The sequence below is a fragment of the Calothrix sp. 336/3 genome (assembly GCF_000734895.2).
In the GTDB taxonomy this organism is placed as follows: domain Bacteria; phylum Cyanobacteriota; class Cyanobacteriia; order Cyanobacteriales; family Nostocaceae; genus 336-3.
The window spans coordinates 583,290-601,255 of record NZ_CP011382.1; the positions used below are offsets into that span (position 1 = coordinate 583,290).

The 17,966-nt window shown below is 42.4% G+C and carries 14 protein-coding genes; 2 read left to right on the forward strand and 12 right to left on the reverse strand.

From position 1 onward, the window contains the following. Positions 1–436: 436 nt before the first annotated feature. From IJ00_RS02370 to IJ00_RS02390, 5 genes are all read right to left on the reverse strand, one after another. A complete protein-coding gene (locus IJ00_RS02370) occupies positions 437–2,149 on the reverse strand; it encodes a diflavin flavoprotein (protein WP_035149691.1) in 1,713 nt (570 codons plus the stop codon). A gap of 202 nt (positions 2,150–2,351) precedes the next feature. Continuing rightward, a complete protein-coding gene (locus IJ00_RS02375; protein ID WP_035149694.1) occupies positions 2,352–4,070 on the reverse strand; it encodes a diflavin flavoprotein in 1,719 nt (572 codons plus the stop codon). A gap of 411 nt (positions 4,071–4,481) precedes the next feature. Beyond that, a complete protein-coding gene (locus IJ00_RS02380) occupies positions 4,482–5,096 on the reverse strand; it encodes a J domain-containing protein (protein ID WP_035149697.1) in 615 nt (204 codons plus the stop codon). 250 nt (positions 5,097–5,346) lie between these two features. After that, entirely contained in the window at positions 5,347–5,943 is a 597-nt protein-coding gene (locus tag IJ00_RS02385; protein ID WP_035149699.1) for an ATP-dependent Clp protease proteolytic subunit, read from the reverse strand. Positions 5,944–6,127: 184 nt separating this feature from the next. Continuing rightward, complete coding sequence (locus IJ00_RS02390) at positions 6,128–6,793, reverse strand: ATP-dependent Clp protease proteolytic subunit (protein ID WP_035149701.1); 666 nt, start codon at positions 6,791–6,793, stop codon at positions 6,128–6,130. A gap of 381 nt (positions 6,794–7,174) precedes the next feature. On the opposite strand from IJ00_RS02390, the gene IJ00_RS02395 reads away from it, so the two are divergent. Next, entirely contained in the window at positions 7,175–8,422 is a 1,248-nt protein-coding gene (locus IJ00_RS02395) for a VWA domain-containing protein (RefSeq protein ID WP_035149703.1), read from the forward strand. A 24-nt stretch (positions 8,423–8,446) separates the two neighbouring features. Here the strand turns inward: IJ00_RS02395 and IJ00_RS02400 are convergent, their stop codons facing one another. Beyond that, positions 8,447–9,232, reverse strand: a complete 786-nt coding sequence (locus IJ00_RS02400; RefSeq protein ID WP_035149706.1) for a hypothetical protein — start codon at positions 9,230–9,232, stop codon at positions 8,447–8,449. Positions 9,233–9,254: 22 nt separating this feature from the next. Then, on the reverse strand, positions 9,255–12,017 hold the full coding sequence (locus IJ00_RS02405; protein ID WP_035149708.1) for a PAS domain S-box protein: 2,763 nt from the start codon (positions 12,015–12,017) through the stop codon (positions 9,255–9,257). 532 nt (positions 12,018–12,549) lie between these two features. Here IJ00_RS02405 and IJ00_RS28665 point away from each other — a divergent pair. Continuing rightward, a complete protein-coding gene (locus IJ00_RS28665) occupies positions 12,550–12,726 on the forward strand; it encodes a hypothetical protein (protein WP_168163403.1) in 177 nt (58 codons plus the stop codon). A gap of 63 nt (positions 12,727–12,789) precedes the next feature. Here IJ00_RS28665 and IJ00_RS28670 read toward each other — a convergent pair whose 3' ends face one another. From IJ00_RS28670 to IJ00_RS02420, 5 genes are all read right to left on the reverse strand, one after another. Further along, a complete protein-coding gene (locus IJ00_RS28670; protein ID WP_168163404.1) occupies positions 12,790–12,951 on the reverse strand; it encodes a hypothetical protein in 162 nt (53 codons plus the stop codon). A 7-nt stretch (positions 12,952–12,958) separates the two neighbouring features. Next, positions 12,959–13,048: a cytochrome b6-f complex subunit PetN gene (petN, locus tag IJ00_RS27465; protein WP_010998401.1), complete on the reverse strand. Its 90-nt coding sequence runs from the start codon at positions 13,046–13,048 to the stop codon at positions 12,959–12,961. A gap of 213 nt (positions 13,049–13,261) precedes the next feature. Next, complete coding sequence (recJ, locus tag IJ00_RS02410) at positions 13,262–15,562, reverse strand: single-stranded-DNA-specific exonuclease RecJ (protein WP_035149710.1); 2,301 nt, start codon at positions 15,560–15,562, stop codon at positions 13,262–13,264. Positions 15,563–15,754: 192 nt separating this feature from the next. Then, complete coding sequence (locus tag IJ00_RS02415; RefSeq protein WP_035149713.1) at positions 15,755–16,390, reverse strand: GNAT family N-acetyltransferase; 636 nt, start codon at positions 16,388–16,390, stop codon at positions 15,755–15,757. A 24-nt stretch (positions 16,391–16,414) separates the two neighbouring features. Beyond that, positions 16,415–17,248, reverse strand: a complete 834-nt coding sequence (locus tag IJ00_RS02420) for a PD-(D/E)XK nuclease family protein (RefSeq protein ID WP_035149715.1) — start codon at positions 17,246–17,248, stop codon at positions 16,415–16,417. Between the last annotated feature and the right edge of the window lie 718 nt (positions 17,249–17,966).

Sequence of the window (17,966 nt, forward strand, 5' to 3'; positions counted from 1 at the left end):
TGCTTTGCTTTTAATTATACTTTTGGGCTCCGTCGTTAGTGGCGATATCGATACGCGATAGGCGATCGCCTAGGTATCCCATCTTGGAAGGTAATTACATTTTTCTCAAGTTGCCTTTTCGTCCCCTTGCGGGGTTATGAGGGTCTAAAACCAATTTCTCGCCGCAGAAAAAAGACGATAGTCGGAGTCTCAAATCTCCAACATATCGCCATAATGAGAACTAACTAAACTTGAGACCCAGCGATTTTTAATCGCTGTCTAATAGCTCAAGTCCTCTACAAGAGGACTGATAGCAAAGGATTCGATTTATATTTCGAGTCAATTTTTAATGGACTTTGGATGTTAGATGGGGATTTCTAATCCTTATTGGGACAGTTTTTTATGGATTTATCGAAACATCCAAGCTCATCAAACTCGCGTTAACTAAACTTGAAATCTAATAATAACTACCAGACTTACGGTGATGGATAGCAGTGACAGCTTCCGGTTTAATTAACTTACCGTTATCAACCAAAGCGTAAATTACCCAGTGATCGCCACATTCCATCCGCTTTTCTACGGTACATTCCAGGTAAGCCGAAGCCTCAGTCAAAACAATACAACCATTATCAGCGATCGCGGTAGGGAAACTGGAAAATCTATCTTCATTGGGAGCAAAAGACTTACGGAAATGTTTCATATATTCCCCATGCTCCCCTTCTGCCAGGATATTTAAGACAAACTTACCGCCGGGATACATCAAAGACTCTACCGATCTATCCTTAGCGATCGCCACGGTAATACCAGGAGGATTAAAGGTAGCTTGCGACACCCAAGCACCCATCATCCCGGTGGAAATTTCTCCCTGTTTGGCAGAAATCACACAAACAGAACCAACAATACGTCCAACAGCTTGTTCTACAGGGGTTGCCACAGGTTGAGGTAGGCGTAATTTTTTCGTTTTTTTCAAGGTTTGGGCAAAATCTATACCCATTTCTTCACATTGTTTCAGGGTTAAGTCAGAGGGTTTAAATCTCGCTTTCAAAGTCTCAAACCCAAAGCGATAACCAGCATCTTTGAGCTTACCTTCAATTAAATCAAAGGCTTCCCCACTCCAACCGTAGGAACCAAAGACACCCGCTAATTTACTGTTATCACCATTACCTAAAACTACCCCCAAAGCAGTGTGAATCGGAGTCGGAGCATTTCCCCCAATGGTAGGAGAACCGATGACAAAACCATCAGCTTTAGCGATCGCTGCCCGAATTTCATCAGGTTCCGCAAATTCACAGTTAATGGTTTCCAGAGCGACACCACCCTTAGTTAAGCCCAATGCCATAGCTTGAGCCAAGGTTGCCGTGTTACCGTAGGCAGAAGCATAAAGTAAGGCAACGGTAATTTCCCGCTCTGTGTGGGATTTGCTCCAATTATCGTAAAATTTGCTTAGTTCCATAAACCCATAGCGAACTAAGGGACCATGGACAGGAGCATACATTCTGATCTGATATTCGGAGATTTTTTCTAATGCTGCTCTCACCTGGGAAGCATGGGGAGCCATTAAGCAGTCAAAATAGTAACGTTGGTCTTCCTTCAGTAAACCCCAATCTTCATCAAAGACATCATCACCACAGATATGAGTCCCAAATAACTTATTACTGTAGAGAATTTGGGTTTGTTCATCGTAGGTACACAGCCCCGTTATCCATCGGGGGCTAGGAATCGGGATAAACTTGAGGATATGACCTTGACCCAAATCTAAAGTTTCCTTACCCCGCATCGCTAAGATTTTCAAGTTGCGATCGCTAAAGCTAGCTGTCAAACTTGTCGCACAGGGTAGGGAACAAACAAAGGTAATATGAGGTGCAACATTCAACAGTGCTTTCAGGGTAGAAAGACGATTCGGGTTAAAATGCCCAATCACGACATAATTTAACTTTTCCCACTCCACACACTTGTGCAGAGCTTCAATATACATCTCTGTAAAAGTCTCTGGAGGTGGATCAATCAGCGCTGTTTGATCACCAGCAATCAAATAGCTATTTGATGTTGTACCACGAGCTAAAGCATATTCAATTTCAAACCGCAGACGTGTCCAACTACGCGCTCTTAATACTGTGGTGTCCGTGGCAATTGGCAACACCTGCACGTCACGAGGATTAGGATTATTCATAATTTAGGCGGTGAAGGGAGAGCAGATAGCAGAGGGAAAATGGAGTGCAATACCGTTCAGTTAAGACTTGATCCTCCCTAACCCTCCCTAAAAAGGAGAGAACTAAATCCCCCTTTTCAAGGGGGTTGGGGGGATCCTCCAGAACTAAATTTCATTAACTGAACCGTATTCGGGTGTAGGATATCCTGGCAAATTTCCCTATTTAGTAATAGTTACCAACCTTACGATGACGAACTGCGGTGACTCCTTCAGGTTTAGATACTTTACCGTCCTCAACTGTGCAGTAAAGAATCCAATGGTCGCTGCATTCCATCATACTGTTGACTTCGCATTCCATGTATGCAAGAGCCTCTGTCAGGATAGGACAGCCGTTTTTGGCGTTTTGGGTCTTCACACCTGTAAAGCGGTCTGTACCGGGCAGTAAGCGCTTGAGAAACTGTTTTTTCAGGTCTTGATAGTTGCCTTCTTCCAAGACATTGAGAACAAATTTGTCCCCTTCCTGCATTAAGGAGTCGATCGCCCGATCTTTAGCGATCGCGATGGTAAAACCTAGGGGTTGGATACTAGCTTGAGTCACCCAGGATGCTAACATAGCACCGTTGATGTCACCTTTTTTGGTGGTGATGATGTAGAGTCCGGTGCTGATTCGTCCCAGGGCTTTTTCCATATTCACATCTAGGGATTTCAGCTGTTTGATGTTACGTTCCCGGACAAGTAATTGTCCTAAGTCGGTACCAGCTTCTTCTAGATGTTTGAAGGTATTGGAGGTGGGTACTTCTTTGATACGAATGCTTGGAAATGCTTCCTTAACTCCAGCATCAATGAATTTACGACGCAGGGTGTCGATAGGTTCATCGTCTCCACCGTAGCTTTCGTAGAAACCGACAACTTGCTTGGGTTTAACTACGGATAAAAGGGAGCTAATACCAGCTTGAGCAGCAGCATTGGTACTGGGCGGCATCCCAATGATAATACCAGCAGAACGGTTGGCGACCTCTTGAATTTCGTGAACTTCCACACTACCCAAATCGAGCATTTCTACACCGACTCCGGTTTTCTGGATACCATGAGCCATAGCTTGGGCAAGGCGATCGCCATAACCATAGTCAGAAACATAAAATAAGGCAGCAATGGTTTCTGATTTAGCTTGTTTTTGGCTCCAGCTTTGGTAACACTCCCGCAGAATATCCAGGTGATGGTAAAGTAGGGGACCGTGACCGTTAGCAACGATTTTGATTTTGCCCAGTTCACTCATTTTCTTCATCGCATTCAACAATGAGCGAGCATTGGGACCCATCAAACAATCGTAGTAAAACCGAAAATCAGGCTCGATAGCTTCCAGGTTGACATCAAAGGTGTCATTGCTGCAATAGTGCATCCCAAAAGCATCACAGGTGTAAAGAGTTTGGGTTTTGTGGTCGAAACTGAAGATAGTATCGGGCCAATGCAGGTTAGGAGCGCTGACAAATTCGATTTCGTGACCTTGACCTAAATCAATGCGATCGCCACTCTTGACGATTCGCTTGGAAAAAGGTTCATGGACTAAGTTTTCCAGGAATTGCAGAGCAACTTTGGATGCTAGTACGGTAGCTCTTGGTGCTAACTGGAGAACATCTTCCACTAAGCCGCTATGATCTGGCTCTGTATGGCTGACAATGATATAGTCAATGGCTTTAGGATTAACTAACTTTTTCAGATTCTCCAGGTATAAATCCCGAAATTTCACATGGGATGTATCTACTAGGGCTATGCGATCGCCCTTAATTAAATATGAATTGTATGTAGTGCCGTTTTGCAATCCAAATTCAATATCAAAACGATCCCGATCCCAATCAAGGGAGCGCATTGCCGTGGTGTTAGGAGCAATTTCTACAGTTTGAATAGTTAGTCGTTTTTGAGCGTTCCCTGTGAGAGCTACCATGAGTCGTCTCCGAGCGCAATTCGTTAATCTTTTCTCTTGTCTTTATTTTGCTCATAATTATTTTTGTAAAGTTGTCATGAAGTTGTTTTTTTCTCAAAGTCAATATGTAACACAGATTGCCATTTTTCTGGATAACTGAATACCCCAAAACTGTATGCAAAAGATATTTTTAAAAGTGCCGATTATAGCAAAATAATTATTAACGTTATTTGAATTTTTATCAAGTAGCGGTCATCAATAAAATACAAATCAACTTGCCTACTTTCTAAAATCAGGGAGCAAGAGGCTCCCACTACACGTTTTTTTACACATTACGCGAACGGGAGAGCTACGCTAACAGAGGAACTGAGTCGCTTTGTGACACGCTAACCCGTCTCTACCCATCAATCACTACTCATTACTCCTCTTCTTCTAAAATACCTGTTCTAAGCGCTGGAAGTCCTGCTGAATTTCCTGCCAGAGGGTTTTGTTGTAGGGGTCAGTTTTTAGAGCTTTTTTCAGATAAATTTTGGCTTTGAGTAGTTGATTTTCAGCAATTAACGCCCTGCCCCAAATTTTATAGGCGATCGCCTGCCATTGTCGAACCTCAGCATCATCTGGCATCCTCGCTGCTAGAGCTTCCACAAGGGCGATCGCTTGGGGAAATTTTCTTTCTTTCAAATATCTCTGTAACTGTTCATAAGTCTTCCACTTCAGCCGTTGTTCAATTTCAGAAATATGAGGCGGTTTGACTTTTGGCTGGGGTGGTGGTTCTTGCGTAACTGTTCTAGAACGTTTTTCCTGAACTTCCGTACTGGTGGCAGTTACACAATGGGTTGACACAGAAGACATTTCCGGTGTCGGCAATGTATCCAACAACACCTTATAGGCTTCCGTCACTGCAATAAATTTGTCTTTCGCTTTTTGGTCACCAGGGTTAATATCAGGATGATATTGCTGCGCCAAACGACGATAGGACGCTTTCACATCCGCGAAGGAAGCGCCCGACCTTAAACCTAACAAACGGTAGCAATCTCCAAGATCCATCTTGAGCTATTAAAAGCGCGATTTCTAGCTATCAGCTACAAGCTTATAGCCTACAGGCTCAATCATAAATACCAAATTGGCAATTTGGGTAATTGGTAATGGATAATCGGTAATTGTTCCGAGTTAGCAGTTAAAAGGAAAACATCTTTGCCCCTTAACTCTGTCCTCTTCCCCTGGGTGGTGAGGAAAGTCGAATCATTTCTCCTTAACCTTTTTCCTTGCCCATCACCGATTACCCATAACCTAATCCCTAAATACGTTCTTCAATGACTTTATCAATTAGTCCGTATTCTTTTGCCTCAGCTGCGGACATGAAAAAGTCACGATCCATGTCTTTTTCAATTTTGCTTAGCAGTTGACCTGTATTTTCAGCGTAAATTTCATTTAGCTGATGACGAATTCTCAAAATTTCCTTGGCTTCAATTTCGATATCCGTTGCTTGTCCACGAGTTCCACCGGAAGGTTGGTGGATCATGATCCGGGAGTGAGGTAGGGCTAAACGCTTACCTTTCGCTCCCCCAGCTAACAGGAAGGAACCCATAGAAGCTGCTAAACCCACACAAATTGTCACCACATCAGATTTAATGTGCTGCATGGTGTCATAAATCATCAACCCAGATGTCACCGAGCCACCAGGAGAGTTGATATACAAGTATATATCTTTACCAGGATCTTCGGAATCAAGGTATAACATGGCAGCAACGATATCATTAGCCATGAAGTCGTTCACTTCCTCCGTGAGGAAAATAATCCGCTCACGAGCAAGACGACTATAGATACTAATCCATTGCGTATATTGTCCTCCCGGCATCCGGTAAGGAACCTGAGGAATATCTCTAAGAGGCATCTTTAAAACTCCATTCGTAATCTATGCAGGGGCAGGAGGGAAGAGCAATTCGTAATTCGTAATACCTAGCTCTGCGAGGAGCTACGCTAACGCAATTAGGGAATGCTAGAAGGGAAAGGTAGAGGTTTTTGCTAACTGTTAACAGTCAATAAAAACCCATTACCCGTTACCCATTACCCATTACCTAAAGAACTCCAGCAGGTAAGGAGGTTTGAGCTATTTCTTGTTTTGTCTCAAAAACTCGATCAATCAAACCGTATTCTTTAGCTTGGTGAGGAGTCATGTAAAAAAGGCGATCCATATCCTTCTCAATTCTTGCCCTCTCCTGTCCGGTATTCCGACACAGGATATCAATCATTGATGCCTTATTTGCCAATACCTCTTTTGCCCGGATTTGGATATCTGTGGCTTGTCCCTGGGCATAGCTCTTGGGCTGATGAAGGACAATAGATGTATGGGGTAGGCTAGACCTAAATCCTTTAGTTCCAGCACTCAGAAGTAAAGCTGCCATACCCATCGCCTGTCCGATGCAGATGGTGTGAATGGGAGGCTTAATATACTTCATGGTGTCATAGATCGCAAAGGCTTCGGTTTCAAAGCCAATGGGTTCACCACCCCAGTTAGAAGTACCTGTAGAGTTAATGTAGACTTTTATGGGTTTTTCGGGATCTTCCGACTGTAAAAACAGAAGTTCCGCAACAATGAGCCGTGAAACTTCAGGCACCAGTGGTAAACCCAGATAGACTATTCGCTCATTTAACAATAACGAAGGTAAATCTGGCGGCGGTGTACGGTAATTGTTGTCGCCGTAATAAGGGGCTTGAACAGCCTTGATGGGGGAAACTTCCATAGCAACTGTTGCCTGAAATAATGCCGTTAACTGTAATACATACTAACGCGATGCTAGTGCTGTTGGGGTGTGGATTTCTCTAAATATGTTGATTGGGTAGGGAGTAGGGAGTAGGGAGTAATGGGTAGGGAGTAAGGAGTAGGGAGTAGAGACGAGATATATAGCGTCTGTTGCGGTGAGGTATTTGTATCGAGGTAAGTGGAAGGGGGAAGGGTTGAAGGTAAAAATAAGTAATAATGGTACAGATGATTTTTGCCTGTGCGCCATTACCCATTACCCATTACCCTATTACCTAATTGCCTACTCTATCTTTTCCGTAGGGCTGATATTAGTGGCTGAAGTTATTTATAAATATGTATATCCGGATAGGAAGCTTGGGTTATGAAAGTTAGTTTACTGCCGACACTGAATGATGGCAATCTTGATGTCAATCAAGTCAATAGTCAACGCCAGTTAGCGATTTCTTTATCTGCGATCGCGGAACCTCTAGATCGCAATGTGCCATTAAATCTCTGTTTGATTCTCGATCATAGTGGTTCGATGAGTGGTCGTCCCCTGGAAACGGTAAAAAAAGCGGCGAATCAAATTGTTGACCGTTTGAGTCCTAGCGATCGCCTATCTGTGGTAGTATTTGACCATCGGGCGAAGGTGCTAGTACCAAATCAAATCATCACAGACCGCGATCGCATCAAGCAACAAATTAACCGTTTAGCGGCGGATGGTGGTACTGCCATTGACGAGGGCTTACGTCTGGGTATTGAAGAACTGGCGAAGGGCAAAAAGGAAACTATTTCTCAAGCTTTCTTATTAACTGATGGGGAAAATGAGCATGGAGATAACACCCGTTGTTTAAAATTTGCCCAGCTGGCTGCTAGTTATAATCTCACCTTGAATACCCTCGGCTTTGGTGATAATTGGAACCAAGACATCCTGGAAAAAATCGCGGATGGAGGTTCGGGAACACTGTCTTATATTCAGCAGCCAGAACAGGCTGTAGCTGAATTTAGCCGCTTATTTGACCGGATGCAAGCCGTAGGCTTAACTAATGCCTATCTGCTGTTCTCCTTGTCTCCTAAGGTGCGTCTGGCAGAACTTAAACCTGTAGCTCAAGTATCACCAGATACGATTGAGTTACCTGTACAGCAGGAAGCTGATGGTAAGTTTGCTGTGCGCTTGGGTGATTTGATGACGGATACGGTACGGGTTGTTTTGGCAAATATCTATCTAGGACAATTTGCCCAGGGAACCCACACTATCGCTACGGTGCAGGTACGTTATGATGATCCAGCCTTAAAGCGTACTGGTTGCTTTTCTGAAGGTATTCCTGTGGAGGTGAATGTGCAACCTGCTTATCAACCGGCTGCTAATCCGGATGTGCAATCTCATATTCTGGCTTTAGCTAAGTATCGACAAACACAACTAGCTGAGGCGAAATTACAACAGGGCGATCGCGCTGGTGCGGCAACTCTGTTACAAACTGCGGCAAAAACTGCTCTGCAAATGGGAGATGTGGGAGCGGCAACGGTTTTACAAACTTCGGCGACTCGTTTACAAATGGGAGAGGAGCTTACCGAGGGCGATCGCAAAAAAACTCGTATTGTCTCTAAAACAATTTTGCAGGATACGTAATCTTATAGAAGGGAGGGAATCAAATTACTCCTTCCCTTTGACTAGGATAGATTGAGTGAGAATTGTCACACCTAGGATAATTGTAGAGACGATAGCAACTACAGATAAGGCTGTATTGTTGGAGTGCTTGATGGCGATCGCCGTTAATGCCCATACAGTCACCCAGGTGTATGCTGTATCTTGATAGCGATAGGTCATCAGGAAAGCAACTAGACTGGCAACGATAACCATGACAATAGTCCATTGGGTTGCTGAAATACCCCAACCATTCCAACCAAGGGAATATAATCCACAGGCAACATTCACAATCGTGGCAACACTAATCCAACCCAGATAAATACTAATAGGTATTTTCGCAAACCATTTAAACTGACGCGAAGTAGGATTTGCAGGATTTTTTAATTGTAGAAATATGGCTATTAACGGGACTAAAATCAATAGCATTGCCCCAATGGAAAGGACAAACATTCGTGCTAAGAATAAGTAGACCCAAATAATTTGAGCAATACAAGCAACAATTAATAAAAATCCAGATTTTCGGAGACTGGAATTACCCCGTTGTGATGGTAATAGTTGGTAAATCCCATAGGTAAATAAACCTAAATAAATTAAACCCCAAATCGCAAAAGCATAATTAGCAGGAATAATCAAAACATCTTTAAAAAGGGTATTAGAAATTTTCCCGATACTAGCCCCACCCATAGGGAAAATATTTGACAAAACATTAACAATGAAAGCGGCAATAATAGCCACGAGTGTAGCCAATTGTGGCAAAAAATTTTGGTTAAAACCCGAATTAGATTGTTGCATAATTTAGGTAAGGGAATAAGACTCAGCGATCGCCAACTTGGGATAAGGTCTGTAATAATTCTTCGATGGTGTAGGGTTTGTGTAAGAATGCCTTAGCACCAGCATCGATCGCCTGGGAACGATTACTAGATAAGCCGCTACTGGCAATAATTTTTACCTGGGGATTAATAGCTTGTAGGGTAAGAATGGCGTTTAATCCACCCATATTAGGCATCATCATATCCATCAACACTATGCTGATTTCGTTTTGATGTTTGGCATAGAGGGCGATCGCCTCAATCCCATCTCTAGCTAGAAGGGTTCTATAATTATGCTCTTCCAGAGATGCGGTGGCAATGCTTTGAATAACAGTTTCATCGTCTACAACCAAAATCAACTCACCATTACCCATGAGTCTGGTTGCTTCTGTTGTCACCTCTGTTATTGTACCCTCAGCTACGGGCAAGTAGACTTGAAACTGAGTCCCTTTACCAACCTGACTCAAAACCTTGACAAAGCCACCATGGTTTTTGACAATACCGATTACCGTGGACAAACCTAAACCTGTACCCTGACCAAATTCTTTGGTAGTGAAAAAGGGGTCAAAAATCCGATCGATAATTTCCGGGGAAATACCTACCCCTGTATCAGAGACGGTAATCATCATGTATTCGCCCCTATGGGCATCTAAATGCATTCCCGCAGAGTTTTGATCAAGGACGCAATTTTCGGCGCTAATGTAGAGTTTACCACCATTGGGCATAGCATCACGAGCATTAACGCAGAGATTCATCAACACCTGATGCAATTGGGTAGGATCGACTGTAACTAACCAAAGATTACTGCTAGGAATATCGGTATAAATTTCAATGGATTTAGCAAATGTTTGTTGGATGATTTTGGCAACTTCTTTGAGTAAATGTCCAGCTTGTAGGGATATACGTTTCCCTTCTTTCCCCCGCGCAAAGGTAAGAATCTGTTTGACTAAATCCGAGCCACGCCTGGTACTATTTTCTAGGGTTTTTAACAGTTCTTGGGTGCGATCGTCAATATTTTGCAGCTTCAGGGGTAGTAATTGAGCAATCATTAAAATAGGAGTGAAAACATTATTTAGGTCGTGGGCAATGCCACTAGCCAAAGTTCCTAAACTTTCCATGCGTTGGGCATGGTAAAATTGTTTTTCTAACTGTTTCTTTTCGGTAATATCTGTAGAAGAACCACAGATAGCATATACCAACCCAGTATCATCGTAGAGGGGAAATTTGACAGTTAAGTAGGTATGCAATCCCTCCGGATGGGGAATGACTTCCTCTGTCTGCATAAGTTCACCTGTTTCTATCACCTTGCGGTTATTAGCAGCAAAACTATCAGCTATTTCTGTTGCCCAAAACTCATAAATACTCTTACCTACGAGATTCTCGACTGTGGTGGATAGGAGTTCTGCATACTGACGATTGACTAAAAGGTGTCTATTGTTAGGGTCGAGAAGGTAGATAACTGCTGGAGAATTATCAATAATTGCCCGGATTCTTTTCTCACTTTCTTGCAGTGCATCCTCTGCTTGTTTACGTAAACGCAGTTCGGTATAGACATCGTTAATATCGGTAATTGACCCGACATAACCAATTAATTCGCCATTAATTCCCAATTCCGGAACTGCTTGACCAAATACCCATGTGATCACGCCATCACGGCGTTTAAATCTGTATTTTGACTGAAATACTAAGTTGTTTTTAACACATTCATGCCATTCTATAAAAATACGTTGGCGATCGCCCGGATATAAAGCTTCTGACCAACCCTCCTGTCGTGCTTCCTGGGGTGTTAGTCCGGTAATCTGACACCACTGCTCATTCACATACAGACAATGTCCAGTAATATCGGTACGAAAAATGCCCACGGGAACCGCCTGAGCCAGGTTAGCATATCGCCGTTCACTCTCTTGTAGGGCAATCTCGGCTTGTCTCCGTTCAGCTTCTAACCGCGCCCCTTCACTAATATCTTTCATAAAACAATAATGTCCAGCAAACTGCTGATACTGATTTTTTGCCGTAATCATTACCAGACGCTTGTAAAATACGGAGCCATCCTTTCGCACTCCCCTGGCTTCCACTTCCACTTTGCCATCTCGCAACATTTTTTCATAGGCAGTCTGCATCTTGCCCCTATCATCAGGATGCACGGTTCCTTCCCATAGCATCCCAATCATCTCCTCCTGGGAATAGCCAACCATGGTGGCATAGGCTTGATTGACTGAGAGATAACGCCCCTGACTATCCAGGCGAGAAATACCTTCCACAGCATTTTGCAGGGCTGTACTCAACTCTACCATTGCCATCTCAGTTTGCTGGCGTTTATCGTCGATTTCCGTTGCCAGAGCCTGAATCAGATGATAAAGTTTGTCTTGGGTAAGTAAGCCTAGTAAGTGCCCTTGCTCATCGACCACAGGCAGGTGACGAATGTGATGGTGACTCATTATAGATAGGGCTGTCAAGGCATTTTCTCTATGAGTTAGGTTAATAACTGGATGCGTCATCACCTGAGAAATTTTCACCCCTGATAAATCCATCCCTGAAGCAATCAGATGGACTATATCTTTCTCTGTAAATATACCTATTATAGAATCTTCTTCTAATACTAGAACACAGGTATGACATTGTTGGTTTGCACCTCTCAAACCATTACCTTTTTCAGAACTCATCAAAGTAATTACATCGATTACAGGTATATCTGGTGTCACACGTAAAGGTGTGGAGATAATCACCTGTTCCAGAGTGGGCAAGTCAATGGAATAAAGGTTATTCATAATTCAGCCCTAAAAGTGAGATATTATATGTGAAATTTCAGTTTTCAGTTATTAGGATGACTCACGCAACGGTTGGAACAATGCAGAAATTGTACCTGTCTGAAATAAGGGTTTCGGGTATTGTTTGCGTCCTGATTAGTTTAAGAGAAATAACTGTTGCCTGATTGAACTATTACCCAGACTCCATCAATAAGCTACAGAGATACTATAAGTTTCCCACCAGAAATAATATGAGTAGGCAGTGCAAAGTTTAAAAAGCACTTATCAGCATCATATCCTATGTACTAGAAAATTGTGTATTCTTACTGATCAAACAAAGCAATGGGAATGTTCACCCTTGATGGCTGGGGTTATTGTGTTTAGTTAAGTTTTATCAAGTTAAAATTTTTGTAACTAGAAATTCATGAAGAAAAATAGCTGATTCTAAAGCTTAATTGCAATATTCACCGGTTTGATGACGTGAGCAAAAATAGGGTGATAGTTTGGTGATTAGCTCAAACTTTGATGAGAAAAACCACTCTTCACGAGACTTATGTATAATCGCAATTCTCGGTCAGATTTGATTACTGCTATGGTGACTGCTGCTGTTGGTGCGGGGATTGTGACATCCTTCGCTGTCAGTCAGGGACAGAATCCATTTGTAGCGTTAGGGATTACAGGTTTAGCGGTGGCGATCGCCTTATTATTTGAGTGGGGGATGAGAAGATAATTTACAGATAGGGTTACAGGATACAGTTTTGGTTATTTCTGTAACCTGCTACCTCATCATCTGTCACCTTTTTTTCGGTGCTGTGCGTCGTGTTTGTTGTTTTTCTTGATCCAAACGACGGCGATCGCGCCAATCGGCAAGGGTTAAGTAACCAACCCCTCCAGTGACTGCAACTAACAACACCAAAGCAACTAAAGCCAAAATGCTCAGGAATGGATTTTCCACGCTACCTCTACAGTCCGTTGCGACCCCAAACTACCATTGCAATAGACCAGGTGAAAACCACTAATAAAGAAACCCATCCAAGTGTCAAAATTGCCATAGCCTTACTTTTATACTGAATTTACAAAACTACTCTAATAAATATCATACCGGGGAATGGGGAATGGGGAATGGGTAGTGGGTAGTGAGTAATGAGTAATAGAGAATCGATTCAATCAAGTGCAAAAGTTCGGGTGTGTGAGCGCAGCGTAACCTACCATTCCCAGTTAAATCTCCAGAGTTGACACCAAGACATCTTCTAGCTTTTCCTCCTTCACTTCAAGATTGCAGCAATTGTCTTTAGGGGAACTTGAGTAAAGTATTCTCGTTGGAACTGTTCTTCTCGAATCGCTGTCAAGAATTCTGTGATTGCTGCTTCTGCGGTGGGTGAGATACTAGAAGCTTGATAGTGAATGAACAGCAAACGGTCTTGACGCTGAAAGCTGAAACCAAGATGTCGCAAGGCTTTTAAGCCAATTATTAAGCTTTGATTACTAATATTAAGTTTTGCTAAAAGTTGCGTCCGGGTGACGGGTTGCTGGGTACGACTGAGATATTTGGCAATTCCTACCAATGTTCGCCAAATGCCTTCTGGTGCTGTGATTCCGGGTGTTTGCCAAGCTAAAACTAGGGTTTTTTGTTCCTGCTGCGATCGCCGTAACCATGCGCGTAAATCTTCCCAACTGGTGGGACATTCTTCTAGAAGCAAAGATTGCTCCGGTTGTGGTAAGTCCTCACCCAGAGGATTCAAGCGGAAATCCCAGAGATTTTGGGCTAAATTGACTGTTGTTAGGGGATTATCTGCCCCAGGAGCCACATCAATCAGGCGAACTTCGTAACGTTTTTTAAAACTGTTGTAATCTAACTCAACAATACAGTCACAACGTCCTGGTGGTAATTCGTCTTTGTAATGTCCCCACCAGACACCGGGGAAAGTGCTATTTGTCGAGTCGTCACCCAAGTCAAAATCAGTTTTAATGTACTGTACCTTTTTACCCCGCAAATCCTCCTGATTGCGATGCCAAGCATTAGTAAAGCGACAATTTCGCAAGAGTAACTTAGGAACTGGATTACCCATTCCACAGGGTTCTAGTAACTTTAACTCATTAAATAACTCCTTACCTAAATCAGCCACAGTCACCAGTAAATCTGCCGTCACCTTTGGTATCAAATTTTTTCCACCAAGACTTTGCCGCAATTGCTGATTAATCGCTTCTGTGAACAAAGGAATATTTTCCACAGGTAAACTCAACCCCGCAGCAAAGGGATGTCCTCCAAAGCGGTGTAGTAGGTGAGCTTGTCCCTGAACTAGTTGGTATAAATCAATATCACTCACAGAGCGGGCAGAACCACGAGCCAAGGGATTTGCTGTTTCCCCTGGTTCCGTACTCAGTAGAATAGTTGGTTTTCCTGTTTCCTGGGCTACCTGACCCGCGACTAATCCCAGAACACCTACTGCCCATTGGGAATCTTCCAGAACAATCACACTGGTAGTAGATAAATCCATCTGCTTCAGCTTATTGCTTACCTGCTGGGCAACATCTTTTTGTAGGGATTTGCGGCGGGTGTTGGCTAATTCTGCGGATTCTGCTAGTTGCTTGACATGGTTCTGGTCACGACTTGTCAGTAATTCTACACAGAAACTAGCGTCACCTTGAATACGACTGACGGCATTAATGCGAGGTCCTAAACCAAAGGAAATATCTGTGGGGCGATCGCCACTGCGTTGACACAATTCTAATAATCTCCCTAAACCGGGACGACGACGCAGGGTAGGAGGTTGGAGATAATCGGATTGCAGACGTTGAATTCCCACCTGGGCTAAATAACGACAGTCTCCGCTCAATTGGACTAAATCTGCAATCAATCCCACAGCCACTAAATCGAGTAAATCTTCTAAGGGTTGGCGCGGAACATCAGGCAAGTATTGATACAAGCCCTCAACTAATTTATAGGCAACTGCCACCCCAGAAAGATGATAGAGAGGATGGTGGTTGGGTAAATAGCGGGGATTAATAATGGCAATGGCTGGTGGACGTTCTGGGGGCAAGGTATGATGGTCGGTGACGATGACATCAATCCCCAATTTTTGGGCATAGAGAATCTCGGAAATATTTGTACTGCCAGTATCACAGGTGACGATTAATTTACATCCTTGCTCTGCTAATCTATCAATTCCCGCACAATTCAATCCGTGAGACTCAGTAAACCGATTGGGGATATAGTAACTCAGTTGCAGATGCTGGACGAAAAATTGCCCTAAACCATCCCAAAGCACCGCAGTTGAGGTAATCCCATCTGCATCAAAATCACCCCAAATCGCCACCTTTTCCCCAGATTCCCTTGCTTGCTGCAACCTCACAACAGCTAGTTGCATTTCTTGCCCAAAATCGCCAGGATTGGCAGGTTTATACACCTGGGAGTTGATGAAATTTGTCAGCTGTTCGGGTTCCCGAATCCCCCTTTGCCAGAGAATTTGAGCTGCGTAATTACCACTAGAGCCGCGAGTATATTCCTTGACGGCGGCAATAAACGATTCTGGAGGTTGTTCTGTTGATGCAAGAATCCATTCCATTGTTGAGTGATGGGGTGATTTTTGGGCAAATTAATGATGTCAAAATTTCAGATACAGCAGATTCGATGTTTATGAGGTGCAGCAACTGATTGAAAAAAGTAATGAATGAGTTATAAATTTACTCCTTACTCCTTACTCCTTACTCATTTCAAAAGTGCTGTATATTGGTGGGTATTATTTGATGAAAAAAGATTAACTACTTTCGGAATCTCCTTCCATCTTTTGCTCTTTAACTAGAGAATTTAAGGCTATTTCTCCCACAATACCATCAGATTTTCGGGGACGAATGGGACGAGTTTTTTTATAACCTGCTCTTTCTGCTTTTTGTCGTTCGTAATCGATGAGTCTGCCATAATGCTCATGTTTACTCAAATTCATCGACAGAAAAATATGTTGACGGATATTGCCGAAACCTTTACGTGTAAAAAACTTGACTGCGGGACTGTTTTCTGGATCCGTATCCACTAACATAAATCTAGCACCGTCTTCAATCATGCGGGCGATCGCCTTATCAACCAGTTTATCAGCAACTCCCCGACGTTGAAATTGTGGATTCACACCTAACCACAAAATATAACCATAAGTCCAAGATGCTTTTGTAATAATAGTTCCCAGAATAAATCCTGCCAACTCCCCCTCAATTTCTGCCACTAAACAGTATTCTGGGTCAGTATTATATAACCCAATCACCTCCCACTCATCCCAAGTTCGATATAAATAGGGATATAAATCGCTCGTAAATAATTGTTCCCCCAAATGGTAAACCGGAGCAATATCATCAATCCCTAATTCACGCACATAAACCGCATCAAAATCATCGGTAAACATAAAATAGGATATGAATATACATGGCTAATTAATTATGACTTCTTGGATGGCATCAATATCCATCAGATGACTATCCATGGATTCGAGATTGGGAGAATTTTCCAGGGAAGGATGGTGCTGATAGGTTTCTAACCCAAGGGAGGAGGGAAAACAAGACTTCACAAAATTACACTGTTGACAAATTTTGCTCCCCTCTGGAATCTGGGGAAAACTTTCTCCCTGCTCATATTTATGCAACCATACCCCTAACTGACTGAGTAATTTCTCAAGATTTTTGGCTGTTAACTGGTGTTCAGTCGGACTATAAGTAAATTTGACACTTTGGGGTTTACCAGAGGATTGCACAAACCAGTAAGTTAGAGAAATATCTTCTGGCTGATACTCACTAGTTTCCGCCAAAACATACATATATAATCGAGTTTGCCAATTCTTTTCTAATTCTTTTTTATGAGGTGGTTTGGAGTAGGTTTTCCAATCAAAAATTTGCGCTGTTTGATTATCAGCAATAATTAAATCATAAACCACGCTCAATAGGTAATTATCTAACTGTAATGTCCGGTAATGTTCACTTTCTCGAAAAGTCTCTCCTAGGGAATTAGGTAAAATAATTTCTGGTGCAGCGTTTGCAAAAGCTGTCATCCATTGGTTCAGACGCGGATCTGCTTGCACAAGGGTGTCAATTGGTAAACCCATTTCTCGCTGTTGCATCAACAGGTGAAAACGACTTCCCAAGGTTTGCTTTTCCTCATATTCCGGATTTGCTGGAGAATATAACTGCTCTAAATAAATATGTTGAAAGTTACGGGGACAACGTTGTAATAAATTTAGTTGTCCTTGGGAAAGTCTGAATACAACCATATCTCTTTGGTAATTCGGAATGGTGAAATCACATTCAAATTAAGTAATCGTTTTGAGAAGGAGCTAAAGCCCAAAATTTTACCTATGACAATATTTTAGCTGTGTCGGTTCACTTGGGAAAACAGAAATTTCTCAACCATTGAGATAAAAATTACTGCATTGGTGCAAAAATCTGATACAATTCCCCCATCTTTCGGCGATAATATCAATTTGGGTCAGATTATCAGCAATGTACCGGACACGATATCCGACAAAGTCTGCAATCCGAAAATATCTTCCAGGTAAAAGCTAGTTGTTCTGGGGTATGGACTATATAAACAAGAAATTTATAATAGCCATAATCCGTATTTACTCGTATTTTGAGGAAATATTTTTTTACTCTTGCCTTTACCCGCATCCCAATAAAATCAGTATTTATTCCAGTGTCGTTTCTGTAAAATATAGCTAATTTAAAGAGAGAATCAACTGATAGTTCAGCTGGTAGCGTATTCACTACATCAGCGATATCAAGATGAGAAATTATAATGATGGTTGAATATTGAATTCACCTATTTTAACCTTTCGACTTAGCTCAGGGTTAAGAGCTAGTTTTTTTAAAATTTAACGATTTATCTATAGCCATGATAAAAAATATCTTATATCAGAAAAATGTACATTTTTCGGGGGTTTAGCATTGCTAGACCCCTAAATTTCAGGTTAGTTAACTATAAAATAAATA